General features: G+C 64.2%; 24 protein-coding genes and 1 pseudogene. 14 read left to right on the top strand and 11 right to left on the bottom strand.

Annotation, left to right across the window (positions count from 1 at the left end; translation table 11 throughout):
* Positions 1–5: 5 nt before the first annotated feature.
* From HB724_RS02780 to HB724_RS02760, 5 genes are all read left to right on the top strand, one after another.
* Entirely contained in the window at positions 6–1,130 is a 1,125-nt protein-coding gene (locus HB724_RS02780) for a glycosyltransferase family 2 protein (protein WP_213979382.1), read from the top strand.
* Positions 1,131–1,192: 62 nt separating this feature from the next.
* Positions 1,193–2,281 (top strand): acyl-CoA dehydrogenase family protein, encoded by a 1,089-nt coding sequence (locus HB724_RS02775; RefSeq protein ID WP_256731283.1) that lies wholly within the window; start codon positions 1,193–1,195, stop codon positions 2,279–2,281.
* Entirely contained in the window at positions 2,278–3,024 is a 747-nt protein-coding gene (locus HB724_RS02770) for a PIG-L deacetylase family protein (RefSeq protein WP_213979381.1), read from the top strand. The genes HB724_RS02775 and HB724_RS02770 overlap by 4 nt, the downstream gene beginning before the upstream one ends.
* Positions 3,017–3,595 carry a class I SAM-dependent methyltransferase gene (locus HB724_RS02765; RefSeq protein WP_213979380.1) on the top strand — a complete coding sequence of 193 codons (579 nt, stop codon included), beginning with the start codon at positions 3,017–3,019 and terminating at the stop codon, positions 3,593–3,595. The genes HB724_RS02770 and HB724_RS02765 overlap by 8 nt, the downstream gene beginning before the upstream one ends.
* A 114-nt stretch (positions 3,596–3,709) precedes the next feature.
* Complete coding sequence (locus HB724_RS02760) at positions 3,710–4,291, top strand: DNA starvation/stationary phase protection protein (RefSeq protein WP_213979379.1); 582 nt, start codon at positions 3,710–3,712, stop codon at positions 4,289–4,291.
* Between the two features lie 95 nt (positions 4,292–4,386).
* On the opposite strand, the gene HB724_RS02755 is transcribed toward HB724_RS02760, so the two are convergent.
* A complete protein-coding gene (locus tag HB724_RS02755) occupies positions 4,387–6,243 on the bottom strand; it encodes a CHASE3 domain-containing protein (RefSeq protein WP_213979378.1) in 1,857 nt (618 codons plus the stop codon).
* Positions 6,244–6,397: 154 nt separating this feature from the next.
* On the opposite strand from HB724_RS02755, the gene HB724_RS02750 reads away from it, so the two are divergent.
* Positions 6,398–6,643, top strand: coding sequence for a hypothetical protein (locus tag HB724_RS02750; RefSeq protein WP_213979377.1), 246 nt, complete (start codon positions 6,398–6,400; stop codon positions 6,641–6,643).
* Positions 6,640–7,462: pseudogene (gene xth, locus HB724_RS02745) on the top strand (exodeoxyribonuclease III). Before HB724_RS02750 ends, xth begins: the two are co-directional and overlap by 4 nt.
* Before the next feature lie 4 nt (positions 7,463–7,466).
* On the opposite strand, the gene HB724_RS02740 reads toward xth, so the two are convergent.
* The 4 genes from HB724_RS02740 to HB724_RS02725 all read right to left on the bottom strand — a co-directional run bounded on the left by HB724_RS02740 (position 7,467) and on the right by HB724_RS02725 (position 9,592).
* Positions 7,467–7,997 carry a PIN domain-containing protein gene (locus HB724_RS02740; protein WP_213979376.1) on the bottom strand — a complete coding sequence of 177 codons (531 nt, stop codon included), beginning with the start codon at positions 7,995–7,997 and terminating at the stop codon, positions 7,467–7,469.
* An 18-nt stretch (positions 7,998–8,015) separates the two neighbouring features.
* Complete coding sequence (locus tag HB724_RS02735) at positions 8,016–8,270, bottom strand: hypothetical protein (protein ID WP_213979375.1); 255 nt, start codon at positions 8,268–8,270, stop codon at positions 8,016–8,018.
* Positions 8,271–8,378: 108 nt separating this feature from the next.
* Positions 8,379–8,588: a hypothetical protein gene (locus HB724_RS02730; protein WP_213979374.1), complete on the bottom strand. Its 210-nt coding sequence runs from the start codon at positions 8,586–8,588 to the stop codon at positions 8,379–8,381.
* Positions 8,589–8,692: 104 nt separating this feature from the next.
* Positions 8,693–9,592: a LysR substrate-binding domain-containing protein gene (locus HB724_RS02725; RefSeq protein WP_256731282.1), complete on the bottom strand. Its 900-nt coding sequence runs from the start codon at positions 9,590–9,592 to the stop codon at positions 8,693–8,695.
* Positions 9,593–9,660: 68 nt separating this feature from the next.
* Between HB724_RS02725 and HB724_RS02720 the strand changes: the two genes are divergently transcribed.
* The gene (locus tag HB724_RS02720; RefSeq protein ID WP_213979373.1) at positions 9,661–10,680 is read left to right on the top strand and encodes a bile acid:sodium symporter family protein; all 1,020 of its coding nucleotides are present in this window, start codon (positions 9,661–9,663) and stop codon (positions 10,678–10,680) included.
* A 517-nt stretch (positions 10,681–11,197) separates the two neighbouring features.
* On the opposite strand, the gene HB724_RS02715 is transcribed toward HB724_RS02720, so the two are convergent.
* Positions 11,198–12,319, bottom strand: coding sequence for an alpha/beta fold hydrolase (locus HB724_RS02715; protein WP_213979372.1), 1,122 nt, complete (start codon positions 12,317–12,319; stop codon positions 11,198–11,200).
* Between the two features lie 676 nt (positions 12,320–12,995).
* On the opposite strand from HB724_RS02715, the gene HB724_RS02710 reads away from it, so the two are divergent.
* Positions 12,996–15,422, top strand: a complete 2,427-nt coding sequence (locus HB724_RS02710; protein ID WP_346344653.1) for a TonB-dependent receptor — start codon at positions 12,996–12,998, stop codon at positions 15,420–15,422.
* Positions 15,423–15,472: 50 nt separating this feature from the next.
* A complete protein-coding gene (locus HB724_RS02705) occupies positions 15,473–16,720 on the top strand; it encodes an aminotransferase class V-fold PLP-dependent enzyme (RefSeq protein ID WP_256731281.1) in 1,248 nt (415 codons plus the stop codon).
* Between the two features lie 184 nt (positions 16,721–16,904).
* Here HB724_RS02705 and HB724_RS02700 read toward each other — a convergent pair whose 3' ends face one another.
* The 3 genes from HB724_RS02700 to HB724_RS02690 all read right to left on the bottom strand — a co-directional run bounded on the left by HB724_RS02700 (position 16,905) and on the right by HB724_RS02690 (position 20,565).
* Positions 16,905–18,329, bottom strand: coding sequence for a coniferyl aldehyde dehydrogenase (locus HB724_RS02700; protein ID WP_213979370.1), 1,425 nt, complete (start codon positions 18,327–18,329; stop codon positions 16,905–16,907).
* 160 nt (positions 18,330–18,489) lie between these two features.
* Positions 18,490–19,449: a helix-turn-helix domain-containing protein gene (locus HB724_RS02695; protein WP_213979369.1), complete on the bottom strand. Its 960-nt coding sequence runs from the start codon at positions 19,447–19,449 to the stop codon at positions 18,490–18,492.
* Positions 19,450–19,602: 153 nt separating this feature from the next.
* Positions 19,603–20,565 carry a GlxA family transcriptional regulator gene (locus HB724_RS02690; RefSeq protein ID WP_213979368.1) on the bottom strand — a complete coding sequence of 321 codons (963 nt, stop codon included), beginning with the start codon at positions 20,563–20,565 and terminating at the stop codon, positions 19,603–19,605.
* Between the two features lie 122 nt (positions 20,566–20,687).
* Between HB724_RS02690 and HB724_RS02685 the strand changes: the two genes are divergently transcribed.
* Both HB724_RS02685 and HB724_RS02680 read left to right on the top strand, forming a co-directional pair.
* On the top strand, positions 20,688–21,500 hold the full coding sequence (locus HB724_RS02685) for an SDR family oxidoreductase (protein WP_213979367.1): 813 nt from the start codon (positions 20,688–20,690) through the stop codon (positions 21,498–21,500).
* A gap of 168 nt (positions 21,501–21,668) precedes the next feature.
* Positions 21,669–22,460 carry an alpha/beta fold hydrolase gene (locus HB724_RS02680; RefSeq protein ID WP_213979366.1) on the top strand — a complete coding sequence of 264 codons (792 nt, stop codon included), beginning with the start codon at positions 21,669–21,671 and terminating at the stop codon, positions 22,458–22,460.
* Between the two features lie 191 nt (positions 22,461–22,651).
* On the opposite strand, the gene HB724_RS02675 is transcribed toward HB724_RS02680, so the two are convergent.
* Complete coding sequence (locus HB724_RS02675) at positions 22,652–22,807, bottom strand: zinc-binding dehydrogenase (protein WP_346344660.1); 156 nt, start codon at positions 22,805–22,807, stop codon at positions 22,652–22,654.
* Between the two features lie 599 nt (positions 22,808–23,406).
* On the opposite strand from HB724_RS02675, the gene HB724_RS02670 reads away from it, so the two are divergent.
* Both HB724_RS02670 and HB724_RS02665 read left to right on the top strand, forming a co-directional pair.
* Positions 23,407–23,622, top strand: a complete 216-nt coding sequence (locus tag HB724_RS02670; protein ID WP_213979365.1) for an AlpA family phage regulatory protein — start codon at positions 23,407–23,409, stop codon at positions 23,620–23,622.
* Complete coding sequence (locus HB724_RS02665; protein WP_213979364.1) at positions 23,619–23,813, top strand: helix-turn-helix domain-containing protein; 195 nt, start codon at positions 23,619–23,621, stop codon at positions 23,811–23,813. Before HB724_RS02670 ends, HB724_RS02665 begins: the two co-directional genes overlap by 4 nt.
* Here the strand turns inward: HB724_RS02665 and HB724_RS02660 are convergent.
* Positions 23,788–24,996: a site-specific integrase gene (locus HB724_RS02660; RefSeq protein ID WP_213979363.1), complete on the bottom strand. Its 1,209-nt coding sequence runs from the start codon at positions 24,994–24,996 to the stop codon at positions 23,788–23,790. The genes HB724_RS02665 and HB724_RS02660 overlap by 26 nt on opposite strands.
* Positions 24,997–25,195 lie beyond the last annotated feature (199 nt).

The raw sequence follows: 25,195 nt of genomic DNA, 5'->3' as shown, positions 1-25,195 counted from the left end.
CGGCCTTGTCGGTTGGGCTCCGCCGAGGCCCACAGGCCACCTATGCCGTCGCCATACCGGCGCGCGATGAGGAAGGGCGCATCGTCCAATGCCTCGAAGCGTGCCGGATCGCCATGGCGCGATGGCCACGGCCCGGAGCCATCGCCCTTCTGGTCAACAACAGCGTTGATCGCACCGCTCAGCGCGCTTTGGCATGGGCGGACAAAACCGGCGCCCCGCTTCGGCTCGCCGAGCGATGCTTCCCTGACGAAATCGCGCATGCCGGGAGCGCGCGCCGCGCCGCGCTCGATCTTGCCCGCGTTCAGGTCGGCGCGGAGGGTTGGCTGCTGACCACGGACGCCGATTCGCGACCCGATCGCGATTGGGTCAGAGCCAGCCTCACTCCCCTGGCGAAGGGTCAGGCGGCCATGGTCTGCGGCGACATCGAACTCGATCCGCTGGAGTTCGCGCAACTGCCGTCATGGGCGACCGAGAAGGGGGCGGTCGAGGACCGGTATCGCCGAACGGCGCTGGAACTCACCAGCCTGCTGGACCCCGACCCTCTCAATCCCTGGCCTTTTCATGGCACGGTGTCAGGCGCCAGTCTCGCGATGTCGGCTGCCGCCTATGATCGGGTCGGTGGTGCCCCGCTCGTACCATGCGCGGAGGACCGCGCGCTGGTCCGCCGCTTTGTCGACCACGACCTGCCCGTCTTGTACGCCCCCGCGCCCCGCGTCGTCACCTCCTGCCGGCTCAAGGGCCGGGCGCCGGGCGGAATGGCCGACACCATCGCCTCCCGGCTGGCCGGCGGCGAGCATTGGTGCGACGAGACGCTCGAACCCGCTCGAAACACATGGTTCCGGGCGACGCTGCGTGCGAAGCTCCGCCGGGCGCTCCGTGATCACCGGCAACGCGATGCGGCTTTGTCGGAAGCTGGCCTGTCCGGAGAAGAGCGCAAACAGGCGCCAGCCTTCACAAGCTTCGGCGCCCTGTGGAGGTTCGTCGAGACTGTCAGTCCCGCACTCGCGCGCCGGCGGATGCTCTGGAACGAGATGGCGTCGGAACTGCCGCTCCTCGAGATGCTCCGTGATGAGGCGGCGGCGGTGATGACCCCGTCGACGCGGCTTCCGCCTGCGGAAGAAACTGCATGAGTACCCGGAGCATGCCCCTTCGCGACGCTTCGTCTCATGTCACAGCCCAGCACGACGCACTGATGAGCCGGTTGGCCGAGCGTGCCGACCTGGCTGAAATCGATCCCGCCGGTCTTGCGCCCGAAATTGACATGTTAAGGCATGCCGGTCTGCTGGCGGCTTGCCTGCCCGGCGATGACGGCGGCGCGGGCCTGGGGCTGCACGCTCGCTCCGCCGTGAGCGCGTTTGAGCTGCTGCGGCGGATGGGCCGCGCCAACCTCTCGGTGGCCCGGTTGTTCGAGGGCCATATCAATGCGGTGAAGCTGCTGTGCCTTTACGGTGAGTCCCGCTTGAGGGCGCGCATCTTCCCGGCTGTCCGGGATGGCGCGCTGCTTGGCGTCTGGGGCGCCGATGGACCCCGCCCGCTTCGCTACGCCCCGTTCGGCGACCACCTGCGGCTCGATGGCGAGAAGGTCTTTGCCTCCGGCCTCGGCCTGGTGCGCTTCGCCATCGTCACCCTGCGTGAGGACACGAGCGACGAGGGTCCGTCACGCCTCGCCCTGCTGGAGGTGTCCGATCCCCAACGCCAGGACCCGTCCGCCTGGAAAGCCTCGGGGATGCGCGCCACGGCCTCGGGCCGGTTCGATTTCGCGGGCATGGCGTTCGACCCGGACCAGTTCGTTGGCCGGCCGGGCGACTATGAGCGCGAGCCGCATTTCGAGGGCGGGATCTGGCGCTACTGCGCGGCGCATCTCGGCGGCGCCGAGGCGCTGGTCGATCTGTGGCAACACGCTCTTGCTGCGCGCAAGCGGCTGGACGATCCGATGCAGCTGACACGGTACGCCCGCGCGGTCTCCCTCTGCCGCGCGATGACGAGCCTGTTGCGGGAGACGAGCCAGACCGTCGAGGCGGCGGTGAACAGCGATCCGGCCGCCACCGACGCTGCGGTCGCCGATGCCCTGCTGGCACGGCAATTCGTCGAGGAAAGCTGCGTCGAGATCCTCCAGCTTGCCGAGAAGTCGTTGGGCACGGCAGCCCATGTCCGCAGGACGTCAATCGAGCGCATCCGGCGCGATTTGTCGATGTTCCTTCGCCAGGCGGCGCCTGACGCCAAGCTGCTCAAGGCCGGGCGGCTGCTCGCCGCCGTGCCCGCCGGATCGCGGCCTTGGTGACGCCTTTCGCCGAGGGCGCCATCGTCCGCGCTGGAAGGCGGGCCAAGCCAATCTGCATCGACGCGATGACCGGTCCAGGGGCCGTGCTGGTCCTCACGCCGCATCCCGACGACGAATCGCTCGGGTGCGGCGGTGCGATCGCGGCAGCGAGCCGAGCCGGCAAGAGCGTCCTCGTCGTCGAGCTGACCGACGGCAGGATGTCCCACCCCAACTCGCGGCTTTTCCCGCGAGACAGGCTGATCGCCCTACGCCGCGCCGAATTAACCGAAGTCGTGGGACGCCTTACCCCCGGCGCGGCCGATGTCGTCATGCTCGGCTTTCCGGACCAGGGCGCGCCGGCGGCGCCCGCCGATCGCGCGGAGGTCAGGACTCGCCTGCTGCGAATGATCGACTCCCGCGGCGTGAGCGCCATCTGGACGACCTGGGAGAAGGATCCCCATCCCGACCATCGCTGCGCCGCGCGGATCGCCCGCGAAGTCGTGGGCGTGCAGCCAAGGCTCAAGCTCTGGCGTTATCCGGTCTGGGGACGGTTTGTCGATGATGTGCTGGAGCCCGGGGATTCCCTGTATCGCTTCGATACGACGGCCTTTCGGGCGGAAAAGATGGCCGCCATCGACGCCCATCGTTCGCAGATGACAAACCTCATTCCGGATGATCCCGAGGGCTTCGTCATGGACACCCGGGCCCGCCGCCATTTCCTCGACAGCCCGGAATTGTTCATCGGTGACGACGCCTATGTCTGAGCGCCGCGCAAGGTTCGACCGGCTCTACGCCCGGGACATCGACCCGTGGGGCTTTCGAACCTCGGGCTATGAGCAGGAAAAGTATCATGCGACCCTCGCGGCCCTGCCGCGATCCCGTTACGGCGTCGGCGTCGAGGCCGGATGCTCCATTGGCGAATTGACCCGGTTGCTGTCGTCTCGATGCCATTACCTGGTTGGTATCGACGTTTCTTCGGTGGCCCTGGACGAAGCGCTCCGACGCAACGCCGACCGGCCCAACATCCGTTTCCGTCGTGGTGAGCTTCCCGGCGCCTGGCCCGACATGCCGGTCGACCTCGTCGTCCTGTCGGAGGTCTTGTATTTTCTTTCCCCCCTCGAAATCGACGCCCTCGCCGGGCGATTGTCCCAAACCTGGTGCGACGGTGGAGATTGCGTGCTCGTCAACTATCTGGGTCCGACCGCGGAAAGCCTGCAAGGTGCGGAGGCCGCTGATTTGTTCATAGAGGCCCTGAAGAGGCGAACCAGCGTTCAACACCCGACCGGGACGACGCGAGGACAGTATCGGCTCGATGTCTTGATCCGGCCCCGATAGCCAGTCGCCTCTCCTGTATATCCATGGTTGCGTTGCTATAGATGGAACCACCCGGGCCAAGCTGACGTTGACGTTCGACGGCGGCATGCCGCCGCCAGCGGAAGAGGAAACGCCATGGCCAGAAAGCCTTCGAAGGCGGACCCGGCCCAGCCACGGTTCAAGGTCGAATATCGGGAGATCCAGGCCTTCGGAACTTTGAAGCGCCTGCCGCTTGGCCTGGAAGATAACGCCCGCACGCAGAGCGTCGGCGCGCTCAACCAGTTGCTGGCTGACACAATGACATTGAGAGACCTCTACAAGAAGCATCACTGGCAGATGTCGGGGGCGACTTTCTACCAGCTCCATCTGCTGCTCGATAAACACTATGAGGAGCAGGTCGCGCTCGTCGACCTCATCGCGGAGCGCATCATGGCGCTCGGCGGGATCAGCATCGCCATGGCGCCGGACGTCGCCGAGGCCACGAAAATCCCAAGACCGCCGAAGGGACGCGAGGACGTGCCGACGCAGCTGTCGCGCCTTCTCGAGGCCCACGAGCTTATCCTGAAGCAGGCGCATGAGGCCGCGGACGGCGCGGACGAAGCAGGCGATGACGGGACCAACGACCTGATCGTGAGCAATATCATCCGGACCAATGAGCCGCAGGTCTGGTTCATCGCCGAACATCTGGCCGAGACGGATCTGGTCCGTCCCGATTAGGTCGCCCGCGCGGATTGGCGGGTCCGAAGGTCCAACGGCTCCGGGCGACGCCGCCTGCGGCGCCGGGGTTGCTTACCGACGATATCGACACCAGCCTACTGGGCGATGATCGCCAGCAGTTCCCGGTCCAGTTCCTCCAGGGTGAAGGGCTTGACGAGCAGATGCGTGCCGGGGTCGAGCATGCCGTTGTGGACGATGGCGTTGCGCGTGTAACCGGTCATGTAGATCACCTGAAGGTCGGCTCGTCGTGCGAGCGCCATATCGACCAGCTGCCGGCCGGTGACGCCTGGCATGACCACGTCGGTCAACAGGATCGAGATTTGAGGATGGGCCTCCAAGCGTTCGAGCGCCACAACGGCGTTGTCGGCCTCGATGACGCCAAAGCCCAGCTCCCGGGCGGCGCTGACCACGAAACTGCGCACGCCCGGATCGTCCTCCACGATCAGAACGGTATGGGCCGCGCGATCGACGATCTTCTGACTCTGCCGCGCGGGCTCGACCCCGTGCGCGCCCGCGCTAGTGTCGCGCGGGAGATAGAGCTTGACCGTCGTGCCGACGCCGACCTCGCTGTAGATCTTGATGTGGCCGCGCGACTGTTTGAGGAAGCCGTGGACCTGACTGAGGCCGAGACCGGTTCCCTCGCCGACCTTCTTGGTGGTGAAGAACGGCTCGAAGGCCTTGCTCATCACTTCGGGCGACATGCCCGAACCGGTGTCGGTGAGGGCGATCAGGACATACTGCCCCGGGTCCACCTCGACATGCTGCTCGGCGTAGCTGGCGTCGAGCGAGGCGTTGGAGGTCTCGATCGTCAGGCGGCCGCGTTCGCCCATCGCGTCGCGGGCGTTGACGGCCAGATTGAGGATGGCGCTTTCCAATTGCGGAGCGTCCACGAAGGCCCGCCAGAGCCCGCCCGACAGCACGGTTTCGACCGCGATGTGCTCGCCAAGCGAACGGCGCAGCATTTCCGACATACCGGAGACGCATTTGTTGACGTCCACGGATTTCGGATCGAGCGGCTGCAATCGGGAGAAGGCCAGCAGCCGCCGGGTCAGCGCCGCGGCGCGGTTCGCGCCGGTGAGCGCGGCCTCGGCGAGGCTGCGTAGGCGCGTCTCATCCTCGGACAGCCGACGGAGCATCATGTCCATGTTGCCGACGATGATCGCCAACATGTTGTTGAAATCGTGCGCGACGCCGCCGGTAAGCTGGCCTAGGGCCTCCATCTTTTGCGCCTGGCGCAGCATCGCCTCGGCCTGCTCGCGGTTCTCCTTCTCCTGAAGCAAGGCCTTGTTCTGGTCGAGTATCTCGCCGGCGTGGCGTCGCGCGGCAGTCGCCACCAGATAGCCTAGCAAGGCCACGATCAGGAGGGCGACCACGATCAGACCGATCAGAACGGTGCGAAGGCGAGCCGCCGAGGCCTGGCGATCGGCGAGGGTGCGCGCTTCGGCCTCGTCGAAGGCCGCGCTTTGCGCCCGAATCCGCAACATCAGGTCGCGCCCCTCGTTGCTCCTGACGATCGCCAAGGCCCCGGTGGCGTCGCCAGCCTTGCGCAGGGCGACCGTGCGGCGCAACTCGTCCATTTTTTTCTCTATGTCGCCCGCCAGGCCTGCGAGGCGAGCCTTCTGGGCGGGATCGTCCGCAACGAGGCGCGCGAGGCTCGCCTCAAGTTCGGACAAGCGCCGTTCGGCGCGCTCGAACGGCCGAAGATAGGCGATATCGCCGGTCAGAAGGTAGCCGCGCTGCCCAGTCTCAGCGTCCTGCACCAAGCTGAACAAGATAGCCTGGGCTTGTCGGACCTCGAGAGAGTGCGCCGTCCAGCGTTCGGCCCGCCCTGTCGACACGGCGACGAAGATCGCCGTGACGGCGGCCACGACCAGTAGGCCAAAGCCGCCGGAGATGGCGATACGGGACCGCAGAGAAATCTCCTTGCCGCGTCTGAAGATATAGGAATCCACGCGCACCCCCTGGCACGGCGAATCCGCCCTGCTCTCGATCGTTTCCCGACGAGCGATAGCAGGGACTATAGGGAGAGGACATGGCCTTGGCGACCATAGGCCCGCGCCTTCACCGGGACGCGGAACGACTCCGCGCTCCTGTCATTCTTCGCAGATGCCCATCCAAATTGAGGCGCGTGATGGCGCGCGCGATGACCCTGCCGAAAACCGAAGGCGCCCCCAAGCGGCGGGCAGGAGCGACCTGCGGCCACCGCCCTTCCGGCCTGTCCAGCTGGCGAGGTTCGGCGGCGGCGCGCGCGGCGCCTATACCCGTTCCGGCCTAGACTGGTCGGAGAAGTTCCCGGGCATCGCTGTTGAGGCCGTCAAGCTCAAGGCCCTCTTGGCGCTGATGGGACTGTGAGGATCGCGACCTACAACGTCAACGGGGTCAACGGGCGGCTGCCGACCGATGCTGCTGCGCTGGCTGGACGAAGCCCAGCCGGACGTGGTCTGTTTGCAAGAGTTGAAGGCACCGCAGGAAAGCTTTCCGGAAGCGGCGATCCGCGACGCTGGCTACAAGGCGATTTGGCACGGCCAGAGCCGATGGAACGGCGTCGCCGTTCTTAGTCGCGTCGGCGATCCGCACGAGACACGGCGAGGCTTGCCCGGTGATCCCGACGACGTCCAGAGCCGCTACATCAAGGCGGCCGTTAGCGGCGTGTTGGTCGCCAGCCTCTACCTGCCCAACGGCAATCCCCGGCCCGGCCCGAAGTTTGACTACAAGCTGCGCTGGTTCGACCGGCTCCAGCAGCATCTCGGCAGTCCGGTAAGTCTCGACGCGCCAGTAATCGTCGCCGGCGATTTCAATGTCATGCCGGCCGACAAGGACGTCTACGCCCCTAAGCGCTGGCGCGATGACGCTCTGTTCGCGCCGGAGGTGAAGGCGGCCTATGCGCGCCTGCTCGACCAGGGCTGGACCGACGCCATCCGCCATCTGCACCCCGATCAGACCGTCTATACCTTCTGGAAATACTGGCGCAGCGCCTTCGAGCGGAACGCTGGCCTTCGGATCGACCACGTCCTGCTTAACCCGGTGGCAGCTTCGCGCCTGGTCACAGCCGAGGTCGACATGAGGCCACGCGCTTGGGAGAAGACCAGCTATCATGCGCCGGTCTCAATCGAACTGGCCGACAAGCCTACCCGGCGGCTCGCCTCGTCGGTGATCGGCCGACCTCGATAAGTCTTCAACCGTAGAACAGGACGTCGAGGGCGGGATCAATCTGCATGAAGAGATCGAAGTCGGCGTCCTGGGTGACGATCGAGATTCCCGCCTCGCTGGCCACGACGGCGATGAGCGCGTCGTTGAGCATCTCGTACCGATCGGCGGCGTTCTTGAACGACCGCGTCTCCCCGGCCACCGCGCGGACCGCCGCCCCGGCCCACTGACCGGCGATGCTCCAGTGATCCGCCGTGGGGGTCAGGATCTTGGCGCGGATCGATCCGCGCCAAGGTCTGCTCGATGGTGGAGACCACGCCGGCAGTTTGCGGATGATCAGAATCGAGACGCCCCTGGTCCAGCTGAGTTCGGCGACGGGCGGCGCCGAGACGAAGCTCTGCGGAAGATTGGCCAAGAGCGCCTTCAGGACTGGCGGTCCTCGCCCGGTGAGCGCGTTCAGGATGACGTTGGTGTCGAGCAGCAGCGGCCCGCGCGGACTTGCCGCGCCGACCAACGGCAAGCTCGCGCACTCGCGATAGTGCAGACCGGCGGTGGCCATACTGGATCAGGACTCGATCTAGGCGAAAAGCTCCGGGTCGACGTCGGCAAGCACACCCCACTGCGCGGCGAGCCAGGGTCCGAGATCATCCTGCGTGGCCAGCGCGGCGAGCGCGGCCTCGAACAGCGCCGGCCTGACCTTGGCGTTGAGATGCTTGGTCTTGGCCTCGCCGGTAAGGCCCGCGGCCGCGGCCAGGCGCATCCCCAGTGTATCTGCGGTCTTCACGGCAGCACGCCGCGGGCGGACCGGCTTGACGGGCTTGGTCGCGGTCACGGCTGCTCTCCGGTATTACCTAACTTGGATAACAGTAATATAGATAGGCGGTGCGTATCGCGAGGCTACTGCGAGGCGCCGGTTCTCTATGCTCCACGGCGGGGGCGTTTAACCTCCAGTGCACGCCAGATCTTCGCGCCTGCGAGCATTATGGGCCGATGACGAGAGCGTGTTTCCAAAGGACTTGAGGAGCTTGCTCAGCACCATCCGCTCGGCCGTCGTCAGGCCGGAGACGGCCTCCTCGGCTTCGGCGAAACGCGGACCGGCGGCCCGGTCGACCAGAGCCCGTCCCCGATCGGTCAGCACGGCGGCCAGCACCCGGCGGTGTTGGGCGCCGGCTCGCGCACGACCAGTCCCTTGGCCTCCAGACGGTTGCAGCGCGCCTTCCGGCGAAAATGCAGCGCTCGGGACATGGCACGCCATCATGCTCGGCTGGTGTGACCGGATACAGTCCATTGCAGGATCGCTGTCGTGAGCGCGTCGGCGACCGCGTGGCGACCGCCCGGCCCGATGATGACGAACTCCAGGATGGGCAGTTGCGGCAGCCTGGCATTCGCCGGGACGACCGCCAGCCCCGCCGGCATGAGCCGCGCCGAATGTGGCATCACCCCGATCCCGGCGCGCGCGGCGGCGGTCAGACCGGTCAGGCTGGCGCTCGTGAAGGCCACCCGCCAAGGCGTTCCCACCGCTTCCAGCGCTTCGAGGGCCCGAGCGCGCGTGACGCTTGGGGTCGGATAGAGCAGCAGCGGAAGCACATCATCAGCCGGTGGCCGATAGTCCACGCGCCCGACCCAGACGATCGGTTCGCTCCACGCCACGATCCCTCGCCTGTCGCCGATACGTCGCTTGACGAACAGGATATCAAGCGCACCAGCATCGAAGCGTTCGTAGAGATTTTCGCTCAGGCCCGCAGTCAGCTCGATATTCACCTCCGGGTAGCGCCGCACGAACTCCGCGAGCACATCGGGAAGCGCCGAAAGAACAAAGTCCTCCGAAGCGCCAATCCGCAGCCGCCCCCGGAGAGATGTCCCCGAGAGATAACGTGCCATTCGCTCAAGGGCATCGAGCACCCGCCGGGCATGGTCGAGCGTCGCCTCCCCTTCGGTGGTGATCGTGACGCGATGCGTGTCACGATCGAACAGCCGGCGCCCAAACGCATCTTCAAGCCGCTTGATCTGCTGGCTGACGGTGGACTGGCGCAGGCCCAGCGCACGGGCCGCGCCAGTGAACGTGCCGCTTTCCGCGACGGCGACGAAGCTGCGGAGGAGATCGGGGTGGATCATGACGTATCGCTTATCGTGGTTCGTGATGACTATTATCATGATGATCGGAATTGTGCATCACCGGGCGAAGGCATAGGTCGCGAGCGCCGCAAGTCGGGAGTTCAGCCATGACCATCATCCGCGCATGGATCGGCCGCCTGCCGGTCGATCCCTATCTTCTGCTCCTGATCGCGACGGTAGCGCTCGCGGCGCTGCTGCCCGCGCGTGGAGAGGGGCGCGTGATCGCTGATGCCGCGGTCACGATCGCCGTGGCGATGCTGTTCTTCCTTTATGGCGGGCGACTTTCGCCTGCCGCGGTATGGACCGGGATCACGAATTGGCGGCTTCAATCGCTGACCTTCGCCAGCACCTTCCTGCTCTTTCCTGCGATCGGGCTGGCGATAGGCGCGATCATGCGTCCCTATCTGCCGCACGATATCCTCGTCGGGCTAGTCTATCTCTGCCTGCTACCGTCGACCGTCCAATCCTCGATCGCCTTCACCTCGATCGCGCGGGGCAACGTGCCGGCCGCCTTATGCAGCGCCTCGGTGTCGAACCTGGCGGGTGTTTTCCTGACACCGCTGCTTGTGTCGCTCCTGTTGCCGGCGGTCGGCGCCGGCTTCTCCGCCCACGCGCTCGGCGATATCGCGATGCAGATCCTGCTGCCGTTCGTGGCGGGACAAATCGCGCGGCCGTGGATCCGCGCATGGCTGTTACGCCATCCCGTGCTGACAACGGTGGTGGATCGCGGTTCGATACTGCTGGTCGTCTACGCGGCGTTCAGCGCGGGCATGGTGGCGGGTGTGTGGTCCGAGCTTTCGGGCGCCGATCTGGCCGTGGTGATCGCGCTGGATCTGGCCGTGCTCGCGCTGGTTATCACCACGATGACGATAGCCACGCGCCGGCTCGGCTTCTCGACACAGGACGAGATCGCGATCGTCTTCTGCGGCTCCAAGAAGAGCATGGCCGGCGGCATCCCGATGGCGACGATCCTATTCCCCGGCCACGCCGTGGGCCTGATCGTTCTGCCGCTGATGCTATTCCATCAGGCCCAGCTGTTCGTCTGCGCGATGCTGGCCCGCCGATATGCGGCCCGGACGCGCGACCGCGAAACAGTGATAGCTGTAGCGACACCGGCGACCGCCTGAGCAATCGCCGTCAAACTCACGCCATACCCCTGCTCAAGACCGCCCCGATCGTCGCGGGTCTGGTCGCCGGCACGGAAATCGCCAAGGCGGGCAATGTGGGCGCGGCCGCTATCGCAGATCTTCTTCCTCGAAGCTGTCAGAGCCCAAAATCCCCGTTGCCGCCGTTCTGACAAGCCGTACCGGCAACCTGAACTGGACGGCCGCCTCCGAGGCCAACGATCCATCCCTTGGGCGGCTTATGGTGGAGTGCCGACAGGCAGGTTTCGGAGGCGCAATGGGCGATGCTGACATTGCATCATGCCCCGCTTCCCTAAAACGATCAAGAAACGGGAGTTTCGGTGCGTCGATTGCGAATGGCGAAAGCGGCGGGGTCCGGATTGGTCTATTTCGCGACGGCACGTGACAGGTGCCGGTCGATGACCGTGGCGATGGTGGTGTGGAATAGAGCCGTTGAAGGAAACAGTGCCGTGGCGTTGGCTCGCCGCGGCCTTGTCGCCCGAACCTGGCGGATCTTTGCTCAACGATCAGGCAGATCCTTGCGCGCAAAGGGACGCACATCCTGCACCAGGTGGACCAGGACACGTCCGGGCTCTTCGGTTGCGATCATATGGGCCGAATTCTCGAACCATATGAGCTTCTTGGATGGCGCGCGGACACCCGGCAGCCAGGCCGCCACATTCTCCGAAGGCGTCGTATTGTCGTGACGCCCGGCGAAGATGATGATCGGCGTCTTGAAGCTGGTATATTTGGTGAGGTCCATCTTCGCCTCTTGCGGCAGGAAAGCTCGTAGGGACATCGCCGTTCCGCCGTCGATCGCCGCCAGGTCCTTGTCGGTATATTCCGGGGACATCTCCAGTGCGTTGCTGTACCAGTCCAAGGAGCTCCGGCCGGCAGCCAAGCCCCCATAATAGCCCGACCATCTCCTATCGACCCGGACCTTTTCGAGCGGCGTGCTGCCGTCCAGATTCGGATAGGGCGCTATTGCCTCGAGTTCCTGGATTGCCTTCGCGTTGCCGGCTTTTCGGGCCGCCTTCAGCGTGTTGGCGTATCCTACCCGCTCATTGTCGCCACCGTTCAGAATCTGGCCTTCGCCGACATAGGCATAAAGCCACTCCGGATGACGCTTAGCCAAACTCAGCCCGATCGCGCTGCCCCAGGAATGTCCGAGAACGAATACCTTCTTCTTGTCGTAGCGCTTCTGTAGATATTGCACTACTTCGCCGGCATCGGCGACCATGCGGTCGATCGTCAGCGTGGGCTTGACCAACTCGGGATCATTGGCAGCGAACGTCTTTCCCGCGCCGCGCTGATCCCATTGGACGACGGTGAAATAGTCTTCCCATCCCGCCTGATATGTCCAGCTGAGCGGCATCTCCACCGAGCCAGGGCCTCCGTGGATGACCAGCAAGATCGGATTGCGACGATCCCGTCCGCGAACACTGATCCATTGCTTTATGCCACCAATCGGGATTTCCAGCTGTTCCTGTACGCCATTTGGGGAGACGATCTTCTGAATGTCTCCGATGACAGCAGCGACTTCGGCTCGTGTGTAACTCTGGCGCGGTTCATCTGCCGGCACGGCCGCGGCCGGGAACATGGAAACGGCCGCTACGGCCGAGGCAACGAAGGCTCGCTTCATTCTTCATCCCTGATCAATGTGGTTGGCAATCCCGGACTTGGGTGCGGGCCTTGCTAGCAGAAGGCACGCGAAGCGGCGCACTAAAAGTGGATGAGCGTTGATGGCGGTATTGCCGGTCAGTCGTTCTCCAGACGAATGTCCAACGGGACGAGGTCGTTGCGAAGCGCTTGCGCGTCCCTGCAGGGACGCGCTTTTCCAAATCTGTCCCGATCGAGTTCTCCTGAGATTGCCCGTCGGACATTTAGAAGCGGGAACGCGGCGGGCGGTTTGAATGGCCGGTCTCGGGATGTTGTACCGATCGGTCGGACGACTGAGATTGGGCGAAGGCGGCCATTGACATGCATCAGCCATCCGGGGAGTTCATGTGATGGAACCAACACGCGGCGAGCCATTACTTCCATCGGAAAGCAATGGCTCATCCACACCACCAATACGATATCGCATGTTGATATAGATAAGTATCTATTGACAATATCAGTGGTAAAATATGAATACAAATTCCGCTCGCCAGACGCTAATAGTATTTCATTAGTGGGATAAGTAATCATAAATTACTCACGCTCTGCGGATTTATAATTTTATATATGCAGATAACATAAACAACACGCTTCTGTAACATTAAGGTCACTAAGCCACGCCATGTGCCACCCGACGCAATCAAATCGGGGACAACTGAGTGAATCATTATCGCATCGCGGCTCTGACCGGAGTGGCTTTCTGCATCGCCCTCACATCGGAGGGGACAGCCTACGCCCAGGAAGCGAGCGAAACCCGGCAAGCCACCCAGGAGGACGCTGCGGGCTCCGACACCATCATCGTCACCGGCACCCGCCAACAGGCGCAGACCCAGTTCGACGCACTCTCCCCGGTCGATGTCTTTTCCCAGAAGTCGATCCGCTCGACCGCGACAAGCAATGTCGACGAGACGCTGGCCACGCTGGTGCCGAGCTTCAACGTGAAGCACCTGCCCTCTTCCGACGGCCCGCAGTTCATCCGCCCGGCCTCGCTGGACGGCCTGACGCCGGACATGACGCTGGTCCTCGTCAACGGCAAGCGCTTCCACCGCTCGGCCTTCCTCCAGAGCAACGGCTCGCAGGCAACGGACCTGGGGCAGATCCCCAACTTCGGCATCGGCCATATCGAGGTGCTGCGCGACGGCGCCTCGGCCCAATATGGCTCGGACGCGATCGCGGGCGTGATCAACATCATCCTCGACGAGAAGCCGGGCTTCTCCGCCTATTCGCAGGGCTCGCAATATTATAAGGGCGACGGCACGCAGTGGCAGGTCGGCGCGCGCGCCGGCTTCGCGCTCGGCGACGGCGGCCATGCGGTCCTCTCGGCGGAATATTCGCACGCGGACACCACCTCGCGCACGGCCCAGCGCCCCGACGCGATCGCCTTCCAGGCCGCCCATCCGGACATCGACGTGCCCGATCCCGTGCAGCATTGGGGCAATCCGGAGACGCACAGCCTGCGCCTCGCGCTCGACGCGGCCGTGCCGCTGGCGCCGTCGATCGAGGCTTATACGTTCGGCACCTATGCCAACAGCTACGGCATCTCCGACATCAACTGGCGCAACCCGGACGCCAACCCCAATATCTACAAGATCGTGGATGTCTTTCCCGGTTTCGACCTGAACGACGTCTATCCGGCGGGCTTCAGCCCGCGCGAGGGCGTGCGCGCCAATGACGGCCAGATCGTCGGCGGCATCCGCAGCACGGGCTCATCCCGCTTCACCTGGGATGTGAGCGCCTCGTTCGGCATCAATTCGAGCCGCTTCTTCCTCAACAACTCGATCAACGCCTCGATGGGGCCGGAAAGCCCGTTCGACTTCAACCTGGGCCGCCAGGTCCAGCGCGAGTTCAACCTCAATTTCGACGGCGTCTATCGCCTGCCGGTCGCCGTGTTCGCGGAGCCGATCAACATCGCCTTCGGCGCCGAACGCCGCGTCGAGACCTATCAGGTGAAGATGGGCGATCCGGCCTCCTATGAGGTCGGCCCCGGCGCGGCGGCCGGCCTTGCCGCCCAGTCCAACGGCTTCCCCGGCTTCGGCCCGCAGCAGGCGGGCAAGTGGAACCAGACGGACTATGCCGGCTATCTCGATATCCAGGTGCCCTTCACCGAGCGGTGGAGCGGCGAGGTGGCGCTGCGCGACGAGAATTACGATACGTTCGGCAACACCTTCAACTACAAGTTCGCCACCCGCTACGAGATCACGCCGGCGGTGGCGATCCGCGGCTCCTATTCCACCGGCTTCAAGGCGCCGAGCCCCGGCCAGCTCAACGCCACCAACATCAGCCAGGGCCTCGACACCGTTACGCTCCAGCTCTTCACCACGGGCCGTCTTTCGCCGCTCAATCCGGTGGCGGCCTTCTTCGGCGCCAAGCCGCTGGAGCCGGAAGAATCCAAGACCTACACCGCCGGCCTCGTCTGGCGCAGCAACAAAACCGGGCTCAGCGGGTCGCTCGACCTTTATCAGGTCGATGTGAGCAAACGCTTCGGCGTGTCGCAGACCTTCACGGTGACACCGGCCATCCGCCAGCAGCTCATCGACCTGAACGTGGCCGGCGCCAATGATTTCACCAGCGTCAACTTCTTCACCAACGATTTCGACACCCGTACGCGCGGGATCGACGCGGTGTTGTCCTACAATCATGGGGTCGGGCCGGGCCAGCTCGGCGCGACGGTGGCCTATAGCTACACCCATACCGAGGTGCTGTCGGGCTCGCTCACCGGCAACCCCACGCAACGGACCACCTTTGAGAAGGGCATTCCGCAGCACAATGTGTCGGGCACCCTCACCTATGATATCGGCCGCGTCTCGCTGCTCGGCCGGCTGCTCTATTACGGCTCCTGGACGGATTCGACCGGTAATTCGACCGGCGACATCTTCCAGAATTTCGGCGGCGTCGCCTTCTTCGATGCCTCTGTGTCGTACAAGGTGACGGAGCAGGTTTCGCTGCGTGTCGGCGCGGAGAACCTGTTCGATACCTATCCCGACAAGGCGATCTTCCAGGCGAGCCGCGGCCTCGTCTACTCGCGCAACGCGCCCTACGGCACCAATGGCGGAAATTATTATGCGCGGTTCGATGTCAAATTCTGACGCTGCGGCCGAAGGCTACCGCCATGGATAAGCTCAACCGAAGGGAAGCCATGGGCTTGGCCGCCGGCGCGGCAGCGCTGGCGGTTACCGCCGGCAACGCCCGGGCGGCCATGCCGTCGCCCGGCGCGCTACCGACGGACACCAGCTATTGGCGCAGCATCGCCGCCCAATATGACCTGCCGCCGAATGTCGTACAGCTAGAGAACGGCAATTGGGGCGCCATGGCCCGGCCCGTGACCGAAGCCTATGCCCGCAAGCTGGACATGGTGAACAGGGCCACATCGCTCTATTCGCGCGGCGATTTCTGGCCGGACCTGATGAAGCTGCGCGCCCGCGCGGCGGCGATACTGGGCGTCCAGCCGGACGAGATTGCCTTCACGCGCGGCGCCACGGAATCCCTGCTGACTCTGATCGGCGGCTATAACCGACTGCGGCCGGGCGATCAGGTGCTCTTCGCCGACCTCGATTATGACAGCATGCAAGCCGGCTTCCGCTGGATGCGCGACAGGCGCGGCGTCGAGCCCGTCAGCTTCGCCATCCCCGAGCCCGCGACCTATCAGGGCCTGATCGACGCCTATGCGCGGGCCCTCGACGCGCATCCCAGAACCCGGCTGATGCTGCTCACCCATGTCGGGCACAGGACCGGGCTGGTGATGCCGGTGAAGGAAATCGTCGCGCTGGCGAAGGCGCGGGGCGTCGACGTCATCCTCGATGCCGCCCACTCCTGGGGCCAGCTCGACTTCGATCTCGCTTCCCTCGACGCCGATTTCGTCGGGCTGACCTGCCAGAAATGGATCGGCGCGCCGATCGGCGTTGGTATCCTCTATATTCGCAAGAGCCGCCTCGACGCGATCGACCATGCCATGGGCGTGGAAGGAGATGGCGGCCGGGACGACATCAACAGCCGGATCCACACCGGCACGGCCAATTTCGGCGCCTTCCTCGCGCTCGCCGATGCGCTCGATTTCCACGAGGGGATCGGCGTCAGGGCAAAGGAGCAGCGACTGCGCCATCTGCGCGACCGCTGGGCGGAGACTTTCCGCGAGGATCCCAAGGTCGAGATCCTGACTCCCGCCGACCCGCGCCTCACCTGCGCGCTTACATCCTTCCGTCTGCGCGGGCAGACGAGCATCGCGCAGAACAAGGCCCTGGCTAACCGGCTGTTGGAGCAGTTCCGGATTTTCACCGTTCACCGCGACGGGGTGGCGAGCGGCGCGTGCGTGCGCGTGACCCCGGGCATATTCACGAGCGAGGACGAGATCGATCGTCTGATCGGCGCAATCAAGTCCTTAAGATAGAGAGACGGGACTGCCCCCAACTTCCGACTCTCTGCGGGGTCACATGCACCAGCCATCCGGGGAGTTGATCTGATCGAGCCAACACGCGGCGAGCCATTACTTCCAGTGGAAAGCAATGGCTCGCGTCGATGGCGTGTCCCGACGACGGCAGCTTGGCCCATCAGTTCGGCGCACACCCTCCCAGTCAGACCAGCGCCTGAGCGATGAACTGCTCGAACGCCGGTCCGAAGGGCGGACGGAAAAGAGCGGACGCCTCCCGTCCCGGGCTTTGACGGTAGATGGCGCGCGCATGGCTAAAAGTGCGGAAGCCGGTCAGCCCGTGATAGGAACCCATGCCCGACGCACCGATTCCGCCGAACGGCAGATCCTCGCAGAAGACATGCGCCATCACGTCGTTGATGGTGACGCCGCCCGACGCGGTGCCATCGAGCATCTTGCGGGCGTTCTCATCATCCTTGCCGAAATAATAGACGGCGAGCGGACGGGGGCCGCTGCGCACTTTCGCCAGCACCGCGTCGAGATCGTCATATTCGACCACCGGCAGCAGCGGGCCGAAGACCTCCTCCTGCATCACCTTCATCTCGTCGGTCGCGTTGAGCAGCAGTCGGGGCGCGAGCCGGCGATCGTTGCCGCCTTCCTCGGGCGCGAGCACGTCGACCACCTCAGCGCCCTTGGCGCGAGCATCCTCGATGAGGCTGACCAGCCGCTGATAATGCCGGTCGGCGATGATGGAAGTGTAATGGGCAGAGCCGATACCCTCGGGGAACATCGCGCGGGTCGCGGCGACGCAGGCGTCCGCGAAGGCCCGCGCGCTGCCGGCGGGCACGAACACATGATCAGGCGCGAGGCAGATCTGGCCGGCATTCCGGGTCTTCACGGTCATGATCCGGGCGGCAGCTTCGGCGAGATCGAACTGCTCCGTGACGATCACGGGCGACTTGCCGCCCAGCTCCAGCGTTACCGGCGTCAGATTGTCCGAAGCCGCGCGCATCACATGCTTCGCAACCGAGGTCGAGCCTGTGAAGATCAGGTGATCGAACGGCGCGGCTGAAAAGATCGCGCCTTCCTCCGCACCGCCGAGGACCACGCTGATCTCGTCCGGCGAGAATGCCTCGCCGATAAGACGTGCCAGCAGGCCGGAGAATTGAGGGGTGAATTCCGACGGTTTCACCACGGCACGGTTTCCCGCCGCCAGGATGCCGGACAGCGGGCCGAAGATGAGCGTGAGGGGATAGTTCCAGGGGCCGATGATCCCGACCACGCCGAGCGGCGTATATTCCACCCGCGCCTCGGCGTCCGGCGTGATCGGCGCGCGCTGTTCCGGCTGCATCCAGGTCTGGACATTCTCGGCCGCCATCCGCAGCGCGGAAACGGTGGCGAACAGCTCGGCCAGCGTGTCCTCCCGGCTGCGATGGCCGAAATCGGCCGAGATCGTGTCGACCAGCAGATCCCGATTCTTGACGATCAGCGCCGTCGCCCGCTCCAGCCGGTCGATACGGACCGCTGCGTCCGGGAACCCGTCCTTCTCATAAGCCGCCCGCTGCGAGCGAATGATGGCGTGCAACTCGGTTTGATACTGGTCGATCGCGTTCGTGGCCAAGATAGTCATCCAACATCTCCTCTTATCCGGCATTTTGGCCGCTCGGCGGCCAATGCTTGCCAAGAAGAAATGGGAGACCTCGGCCGCTTCGCTTGTCGCTGCGTGCAGCCGGTTGTGGATGCGTGCAGATTTGTTTCGCTCCGCACCGATTATCGACGGAGGGCTTCCCTCACAGGGGCTTGCGCCCAAGCCGCAACCGGCTCGGCGGGATTCCATAGGCGGCCTTGAACGCATGGCTGAGACTGGAGCTGTCAGTGAAGCCGTTGCGCAACGCGATTACGCCCAGTTCCTGCTCTCCTGCCGGATCGCCCAATATGTCCGCCCGCGCGCTGCGCAGGCGCTGGCGCCTGATGAAACCGGCCGGGGTCAGGCCGAGCTCGGCGAAGCGGTTGTACAGCGTGCGCCTGGACCATCCCAGATCGGCGGCCAACTGCTCGGGTCCGTAATGCGGATCGGAGATATGCTCCTCCACCAGCAGGACCGCCCGACGCAGCGAGCCCGACGAGGCGGGCGACGCCGGCGCGATGCCCTCCTCGTCTTCCAGTGCGGCGAAGGCGAGTTCGAGGGCCGAACGCACGGCCAATGCATCGGTCCGGCTCCCGCGTGCATGGGCCAGCAACGCCGCTATTGTCGCGGATGCCGCGACGCTGGCGCCATTCATTCCAATTTTCCGGCCATGATGTCGATACGCGGCCTCACCCCACGAAGAGCGGGGCGTGGGACTGAACATCAGGATCAGGCCGCACGCCTCCTGACCCAGGTCCAGCCGATAGGTGGACGATAGGGACAGGAGGATCGCATCGCCCGCCGACAGGCACACCGAGCGCTCCGCGTCCTCCAGACGCATGGCCCCGGAGAGCTGCCAGTAGAATTTGAAGCGCTCCGCCATGCCATACCGCGCGGCGCTATGCCTGGAGGTATGGACGGAGATGTGGGGCGAGGCGACGCGTGCAATCGGAAAACCACCGATCTCACGACCCTCGACGGAGCGGGACACGGCCCCCTCATGGCATTCGACCGAGAGATTGGGGAAGATGCGTCTCGTATCCGAGAGGAACGCCGCTTCACCGCCCGGCCCGCCGAGCGATCGATCCCGAAAAGGCGCCGAAAACATCACACCAAGCCTCATTTCTTGCGCATTTATCAGCAGATCCGGGCGACCTGGCCGAAAGGAGATGGGTATTTCCCGCCCCCAGGACAATTCCCCATCCGGCCCGCCATTGCGCAGCCGCTCGTAAACCCGCCGGAGGAAACGCGATCCGCTCGCGGCTGTCGGCGGCCCTCAAGCGTGTTGGGTTTCGTCACTCGCCTCAGCGAATTGCGCGTTGCGGCGGATCACCTGGGGCGGCTGTCCGAACGTCCGAATGAACGCGCGTCGCATCCGCTCGCGATCCGCAAAGCCGGTTTCCGCGGCGACAGTTTCAATCGGATGGCGCGTTTGCTCCATCATGACGCGCGCTGCTTCGATCCTCAGATGCTCGACCGCCTTGGCAGGCGACCGCCCGGTTTCGGCGCGAAATGCGCGACTGAACTGACGCGGGCTGAGATTGGCCACGCCCGCGAGTTCCTCGACCGACAATTCGGATCGAAGATTATGCCGCGCATAGCCCAGCGCGGTCTGGATCCGGTCACTTTTGGCATCGATTTCAAGGAGCGCCGAATGTTGGGACTGGCCCCCCGCACGGCGATGATGCAGCACCAGATGTTGTGCCACCGTGCGCGCCATATCCGCGCCGAGATCATGCTCGACCATGCCAAGCGCCAGATCGAGTCCGGCGGTCATGCCGGCCGACGTCCATATCGATCCATCGACGATGAAAATCCGGTCCTCGTCGACCTTCACCGCCGGAAATCGCTCGCGAAGCATGCGCGCGCTTGCCCAGTGCGTCGTCGCGCGCCGGCCATCGAGCAAGCCCGCCTCCGCGAGGATGAAGGCGCCGTTGCAGATCGCGGCAAGCCGGCGCGAATGCCGGGCTATTGTCTGGAGATAGCCGATGGTGCCGGCGGCAGCCGGTACGACTTCGAGCCCGCCCGCGACGATCACGGTATCGTGGATGCGTAAATCGAACGGGTGACTATCGATCGTCACGCCGAACGATGTGCGAACCGCGCCGCCCGTCTCCGACACCAGATGCAAATCATAGATTTGCTCGTCCGCCACCAGGTTGACGAACTCGAAGGCCGTCAGCGCGGCCATGCTCATCACCTGAAACTGGGGTTCGACCACCAGCGCGATCGACAGCATAGGCTTTCCCTCCACGTCCTAAAAGGTGGCATATACGACATTTGAGACGCCAGCAAGCGCGCCTAGATCAAGTGGGCGGCAACGAGCCGTTGCATACCCCTCACGAAACCAAGGAATTCACCATGACGACCCAGACCACCAAGGGCACCGCGCTGATCACTGGTGCATCTTCCGGCATCGGCGCGATCTATGCCGATCGCCTTGCCGAACAGGGCTATGATCTCATCCTGGTTGCGCGCGACGCCGCCGGCCTGAAGGCCAAGGCGAACACGCTGGCCGGCGCCGGCCGCGCGGTACGCACGGTGGCCGCAGACCTTACCAAGGCCGCCGACATCGCCGACGTGGCAGCGATCCTGCGCGATGACGAGACGATCACGCTCCTGCTCAATAACGCCGGCATCGGCGCCACCGCTCCGTTGCTCGATTCGGATATCGATGCCCTGGAAGCCATGATCGACCTCAACGTCACGGCGCTGACGCGCCTGACCCATGCCGTCGCGCCTTCCTTCGCCCGGCGCGGACACGGCACCATCATCAATGTCTCGTCTGTCACCGCATTGGCGCCGGAGCTTTTCAACGGCGTGTATGCCGCGAGCAAGGCTTACGTCCTCACCATGACCCAGGCTCTGCAGCATGAGCTTGCCGCCAAGGGCATCCGCGTACAGGCGGTGCTACCGGGCGTGACCTCCACCACATTCTGGGCCACCGCCGGTCTGCCAGTGTCCAACCTGCCGACAAGCATCGTCATGACGCCGGATCAGCTGGTCGATGCGGCGCTGGCCGGTCTCGCTCAGGGCGAGCTGGTGACGATCCCCTCGCTTCCCGACGCCGGCGACTGGGCCGCGCTCGAGAATGCACGCAAGGCACTCGCACCGAACCTTTCAAAGTCGGCGCCCGCCGCGCGCTATACGGGGACTATCGCTCAGCAGGCATGAATATCTAAATGCCTCACATGGCGATGGTTAGAAACTTCAGGTCATCATGAGAACTGATGTTGGCATCTGGCGATTTCGATAATGATCGCAAAACCCATCATTTCTTTCATCGCAACCTCAAGCCCGACATCGCAGTCAATATTCAATCTATCTCAAGGGATATTTACCATGAAACGATTATTTGTCGCTACCATCGCCACCGTCGCTCTTGCTTTCAGCACCAACGCCGTGGCGGCGGACAAGCCACCGATCGTCCTCGTCCACGGCGCTTTCGAAGACTCGCAGATCTGGGGCCATGTCAGCGCCAGACTGCAAGCCGACGGGTACGAGGTCGTAACCGTGGATCTGCCCGGTCGTCCCAGCGCCCCGGCGGCGCCCGACAAGGTCAGCCTCGACATCTACCGCGACGCCGTGGTCACGGCCCTCGACAAGCTTCATCGTCCAGCGGTCGTGGTCGGCCACAGCTTCGGCGGCATGGTCATTGCCGACGCCGCGGAAAAGGATCCGGCGCAAGTGAAGACCCTGGTGTTCGTCGCCGCTCTACTCCCGCAGGATGGCGACTCGCTGGTGTCGATGACGAGCAAGGACGCGGATGAGCAAATCGGTCCCCATCTGCAAATCGACAAGGCCAAGGGTATCGCCTCGATCGAATATTCGGCACGCGCGGATCTTTTCGCCAACGGCGCCCCGGAAGCCATACGGACGGCGGTCGCCAACGGGATCGTGGATGAGCCTCTCGCTCCGCTGGCAACGCCGGTGCATGTCACGGCCGCCAATTTCGGCCGGGTCGACAAGGTCTATGTCCATACCGCATTCGATCATGTCATCAGCCCCTCGTTTCAGGCGAAGATGGTCGCCGCCACTCCGGTCCGCGAAGAATTCACGGTGCAGACGGGGCATACCCCGTTTCTGACCGAGCCGGACGAGCTGGCCGAAGCGATCGAGGCGGCTGCGCAGTAAGGTGCCGGGAAGTGAAGGCGCGGCAGGCTGGCCGCGCCTTTCTCTCTTCGTCCGCCATTGGGCGGCAGCGGAAATTCAATCTGACCCGCGACCGAAGATCACGGTCCCCATTGCGAGCCAGTCAAGGCGCCACGTCGGCGGAGGCAGGCGGACGATGCCCCAAAAACATAGGCGCATCGCCCCCTTTTCGATTATGGGATCAGCAAGAGTTTGCCCGTCGTGGCGCGGCTTTCCATGTCGCTATGGGCCTTTGCGGAATCGGCTAAGGGATAGGTGCCACCGATGCGGATTTTGAGTTTTCCGCTCGTGATCCAGTCGAACAACTGCTTGGTATGGGAGCGCAGCAGCTCCAGTTTATAAATGTGATCGGAAAACTTGGCCCGCCTTGCGACTGGACGGAGTTTAGCGGTCGAAGCCTAATCCAAAAGTGCTTCAATCTATCAGCCGAGATGCCCCCGACTTGAGCAACTTGCTGGCGCATCCGCGAGGCGGATGCAGGAGTTCAGACGCACGCCCTTATGGGCGTAGTGTAATGGACCCTACGCACGGGTGCTACGAAGCAATTTCTATCTTAAATCAATGGGATAACCTTGTATGCGCTGTGTGCCGCGATGTCGGGTCAGCTGTACTCCGCGGCACACAAAACCGATACCGTCGGCGCCAAGGGTCTGAGATTTATGATCTTTATTTGTACGCCGCAGCGTACATGCCGTTTTGCCTAGCGCTGGCCCGACCAATCTTGTGTGGTTCACGACAGCGATCATGCCCGAGGAAGTTCAGCCAGTCGCCTGCATCGACCGCGCGGCATGATGTAGCGGAAGCGGCTCTCTATAAGCTCCCACGTGCCTTGAATCGGCACTTCAATGCCTCCCCCCTTGTGAAGCGAGATTGTTTGACGCAGCGTGATCTACGGCGGGCAGGCCATCGGGGTAGATGGACATGCCATATGACACAGAAAGACAGGATCATTCGCCTCAAGACGGTGCTCGCCCGCACCGGGCTTTCACGCTCCACACTCTATCGCAAGATCGCTGACGGGACATTCCCACGGCAAATCCCGATCAGCATCCACGGCGCCGGTTGGCATGAATCCGCCGTCGATCGCTGGGTCGCCGATCCGGCAACCTATCGCGAAGATCCCGCCGGGAGCGCGGAGCTATGACCGCCCCATCTTCTCCCGATCCGATCTGCGTGCGCGTCAACGACGCCGCACGCATGATCGGTGTCGGCCGCACCAAGCTCTACGAGCTGATCGCGGCCGGCGAAGTCGAGACGGTGAAGCTCGGCAAGTCCACCCGCATCACGACCGCCAGCCTGCACGACCTCGTCAGGCGGCAGCGCGGAGCGGCATAGGCTCGGACGCCGTGGGGCCGGCGTCCTTGCTTGCCTTGTTGGGCACCCTGCCCAGAAACTCGGCCCAGCGCGCCATCAGATCGCGCCGCTTGTCGAAGAAATCAGTGCGGCGATAGGCCGCTTCGACCTTGTTGGGTAGCTTGTGCGCCAGCGCTTTGTCGGCGACCTCCTTGGGGAAATGCGTCCGCTCCGATGACCAATCGGTGAAGGCAGAGCGGAAGCCGTGGACGGTGACGCCCTTGATCCCGTCATCGCGCAACAGCTTGGTCATGGTCATATCGCTGATCGGCTTTTCGCCGTCATTGGAGAACACAAGGCCGGTGTCGCTGGTCCGCTCCTTCCACCGCTTGCGCAGCAGCACCACGGCAGATGCGGACAACGGCACAACATGGGTTTCGCCCGCCTTCATCCGCTCGCCGGGAATGGTCCAGACGCCCTTGTCCAGGTCGAACTCGGTCCAGACCGCAAAGCGCGTCTCGTTGGATCGCACGGCGTTGTAGATGGTGAAGCGCAGCGCGTCCCGCCCCGTGGTCGGCGATGCCGCCGCCAGCTTCGCCATGAGCGCGGGCACGTCGGCATAGGGCATGGCTTCCAGATGCCCTCCCTTGTCCACCTGGCGGGGAAGTCCCTTGCGGACGGAGCGCAGCGAGGTTTCCTCCGCCCGCCATCCCTTGATGTGGGCAAAGTCCAGCACGGCGCCGATGCGCTGCAGGACGCGCCTCGCGGTATCGGGAATGTCGAGCCAGATGGGCGACAGCACCTCGACCACGCACGCGCTGTCCACCAGATCCACCGGCTTCGTGCCAATCAACGGAAAGACATGGTTCTCGAAGCTGGAAATCCAGTTGGCATGGCGACGGTTCTTCCAGCCCTCCTTCAAGGTCTCATAGCAATCCCGCGCCGCCGTCTCGAAGCTCGGCACGACCTTGCGCGACTTGCGCCGCTCGGCGACCGGATCGACGCCCTCGCGGACCTGCCGGCGCAGCGCCGCCGCCGCATCTCTCGCCTCGGCCAGCGACACGTCCAGCGCCGAGCCCAGCCCATAGTCGCGCCGCCTGCCATTGCGCTGCATCCGGAGCACCCAGGTTCGCGCACCGCTGTCCTTGACCAGCAGGCAAAGTCCCCGGCCATCGACATGGCGACCGGGCTTGGCGTTCTTCACTTTGAGGGCAGTAAGCGCCATCGCGTTCGATTCCCTGTCCGGGAATTTCGCGGGTCCGTTCCCACATTTTCATGCAGGAAATGGCCCCACAATCGTTCCCACATTTCGATCCAGTTTCAGGCAATTCAGGGCGATCGATCACGAACACACTAATAGACAAATCTCTGATTTTACAGTGTAGTTAGAGACGTCCCGGCACCACCTGAGACTAAAGTTCTAC

Source organism: Sphingomonas sp. dw_22, assembly GCF_018449795.1.
Lineage (GTDB): Bacteria > Pseudomonadota > Alphaproteobacteria > Sphingomonadales > Sphingomonadaceae > Sphingomonas.
Note: the sequence above shows the minus strand (reverse complement) of the source record. Positions and strands in the feature narration are given on the sequence as shown.

What these genes read in the sequence shown, in the direction of transcription:
- HB724_RS02775 (WP_256731283.1), top strand. Translation starts at nt 1,193, where the DNA reads ATGAGCCGGTTGGCCGAGCGTGCCGACCTGGCTGAAATCGATCCCGCC.
- HB724_RS02765 (WP_213979380.1), top strand. Translation starts at nt 3,017, where the DNA reads ATGTCTGAGCGCCGCGCAAGGTTCGACCGGCTCTACGCCCGGGACATC.
- HB724_RS02760 (WP_213979379.1), top strand. Translation starts at nt 3,710, where the DNA reads ATGGCCAGAAAGCCTTCGAAGGCGGACCCGGCCCAGCCACGGTTCAAG.
- HB724_RS02750 (WP_213979377.1), top strand. Translation starts at nt 6,398, where the DNA reads ATGCCCATCCAAATTGAGGCGCGTGATGGCGCGCGCGATGACCCTGCC.
- HB724_RS02740 (WP_213979376.1), bottom strand. Translation starts at nt 7,997, where the DNA reads ATGGCCACCGCCGGTCTGCACTATCGCGAGTGCGCGAGCTTGCCGTTG.
- HB724_RS02725 (WP_256731282.1), bottom strand. Translation starts at nt 9,592, where the DNA reads ATGATAATAGTCATCACGAACCACGATAAGCGATACGTCATGATCCAC.
- HB724_RS02720 (WP_213979373.1), top strand. Translation starts at nt 9,661, where the DNA reads ATGACCATCATCCGCGCATGGATCGGCCGCCTGCCGGTCGATCCCTAT.
- HB724_RS02715 (WP_213979372.1), bottom strand. Translation starts at nt 12,319, where the DNA reads ATGAAGCGAGCCTTCGTTGCCTCGGCCGTAGCGGCCGTTTCCATGTTC.
- HB724_RS02705 (WP_256731281.1), top strand. Translation starts at nt 15,473, where the DNA reads ATGGGCTTGGCCGCCGGCGCGGCAGCGCTGGCGGTTACCGCCGGCAAC.
- HB724_RS02700 (WP_213979370.1), bottom strand. Translation starts at nt 18,329, where the DNA reads ATGACTATCTTGGCCACGAACGCGATCGACCAGTATCAAACCGAGTTG.
- HB724_RS02695 (WP_213979369.1), bottom strand. Translation starts at nt 19,449, where the DNA reads ATGAGGCTTGGTGTGATGTTTTCGGCGCCTTTTCGGGATCGATCGCTC.
- HB724_RS02690 (WP_213979368.1), bottom strand. Translation starts at nt 20,565, where the DNA reads ATGCTGTCGATCGCGCTGGTGGTCGAACCCCAGTTTCAGGTGATGAGC.
- HB724_RS02685 (WP_213979367.1), top strand. Translation starts at nt 20,688, where the DNA reads ATGACGACCCAGACCACCAAGGGCACCGCGCTGATCACTGGTGCATCT.
- HB724_RS02680 (WP_213979366.1), top strand. Translation starts at nt 21,669, where the DNA reads ATGAAACGATTATTTGTCGCTACCATCGCCACCGTCGCTCTTGCTTTC.
- HB724_RS02670 (WP_213979365.1), top strand. Translation starts at nt 23,407, where the DNA reads ATGACACAGAAAGACAGGATCATTCGCCTCAAGACGGTGCTCGCCCGC.
- HB724_RS02665 (WP_213979364.1), top strand. Translation starts at nt 23,619, where the DNA reads ATGACCGCCCCATCTTCTCCCGATCCGATCTGCGTGCGCGTCAACGAC.
- HB724_RS02660 (WP_213979363.1), bottom strand. Translation starts at nt 24,996, where the DNA reads ATGGCGCTTACTGCCCTCAAAGTGAAGAACGCCAAGCCCGGTCGCCAT.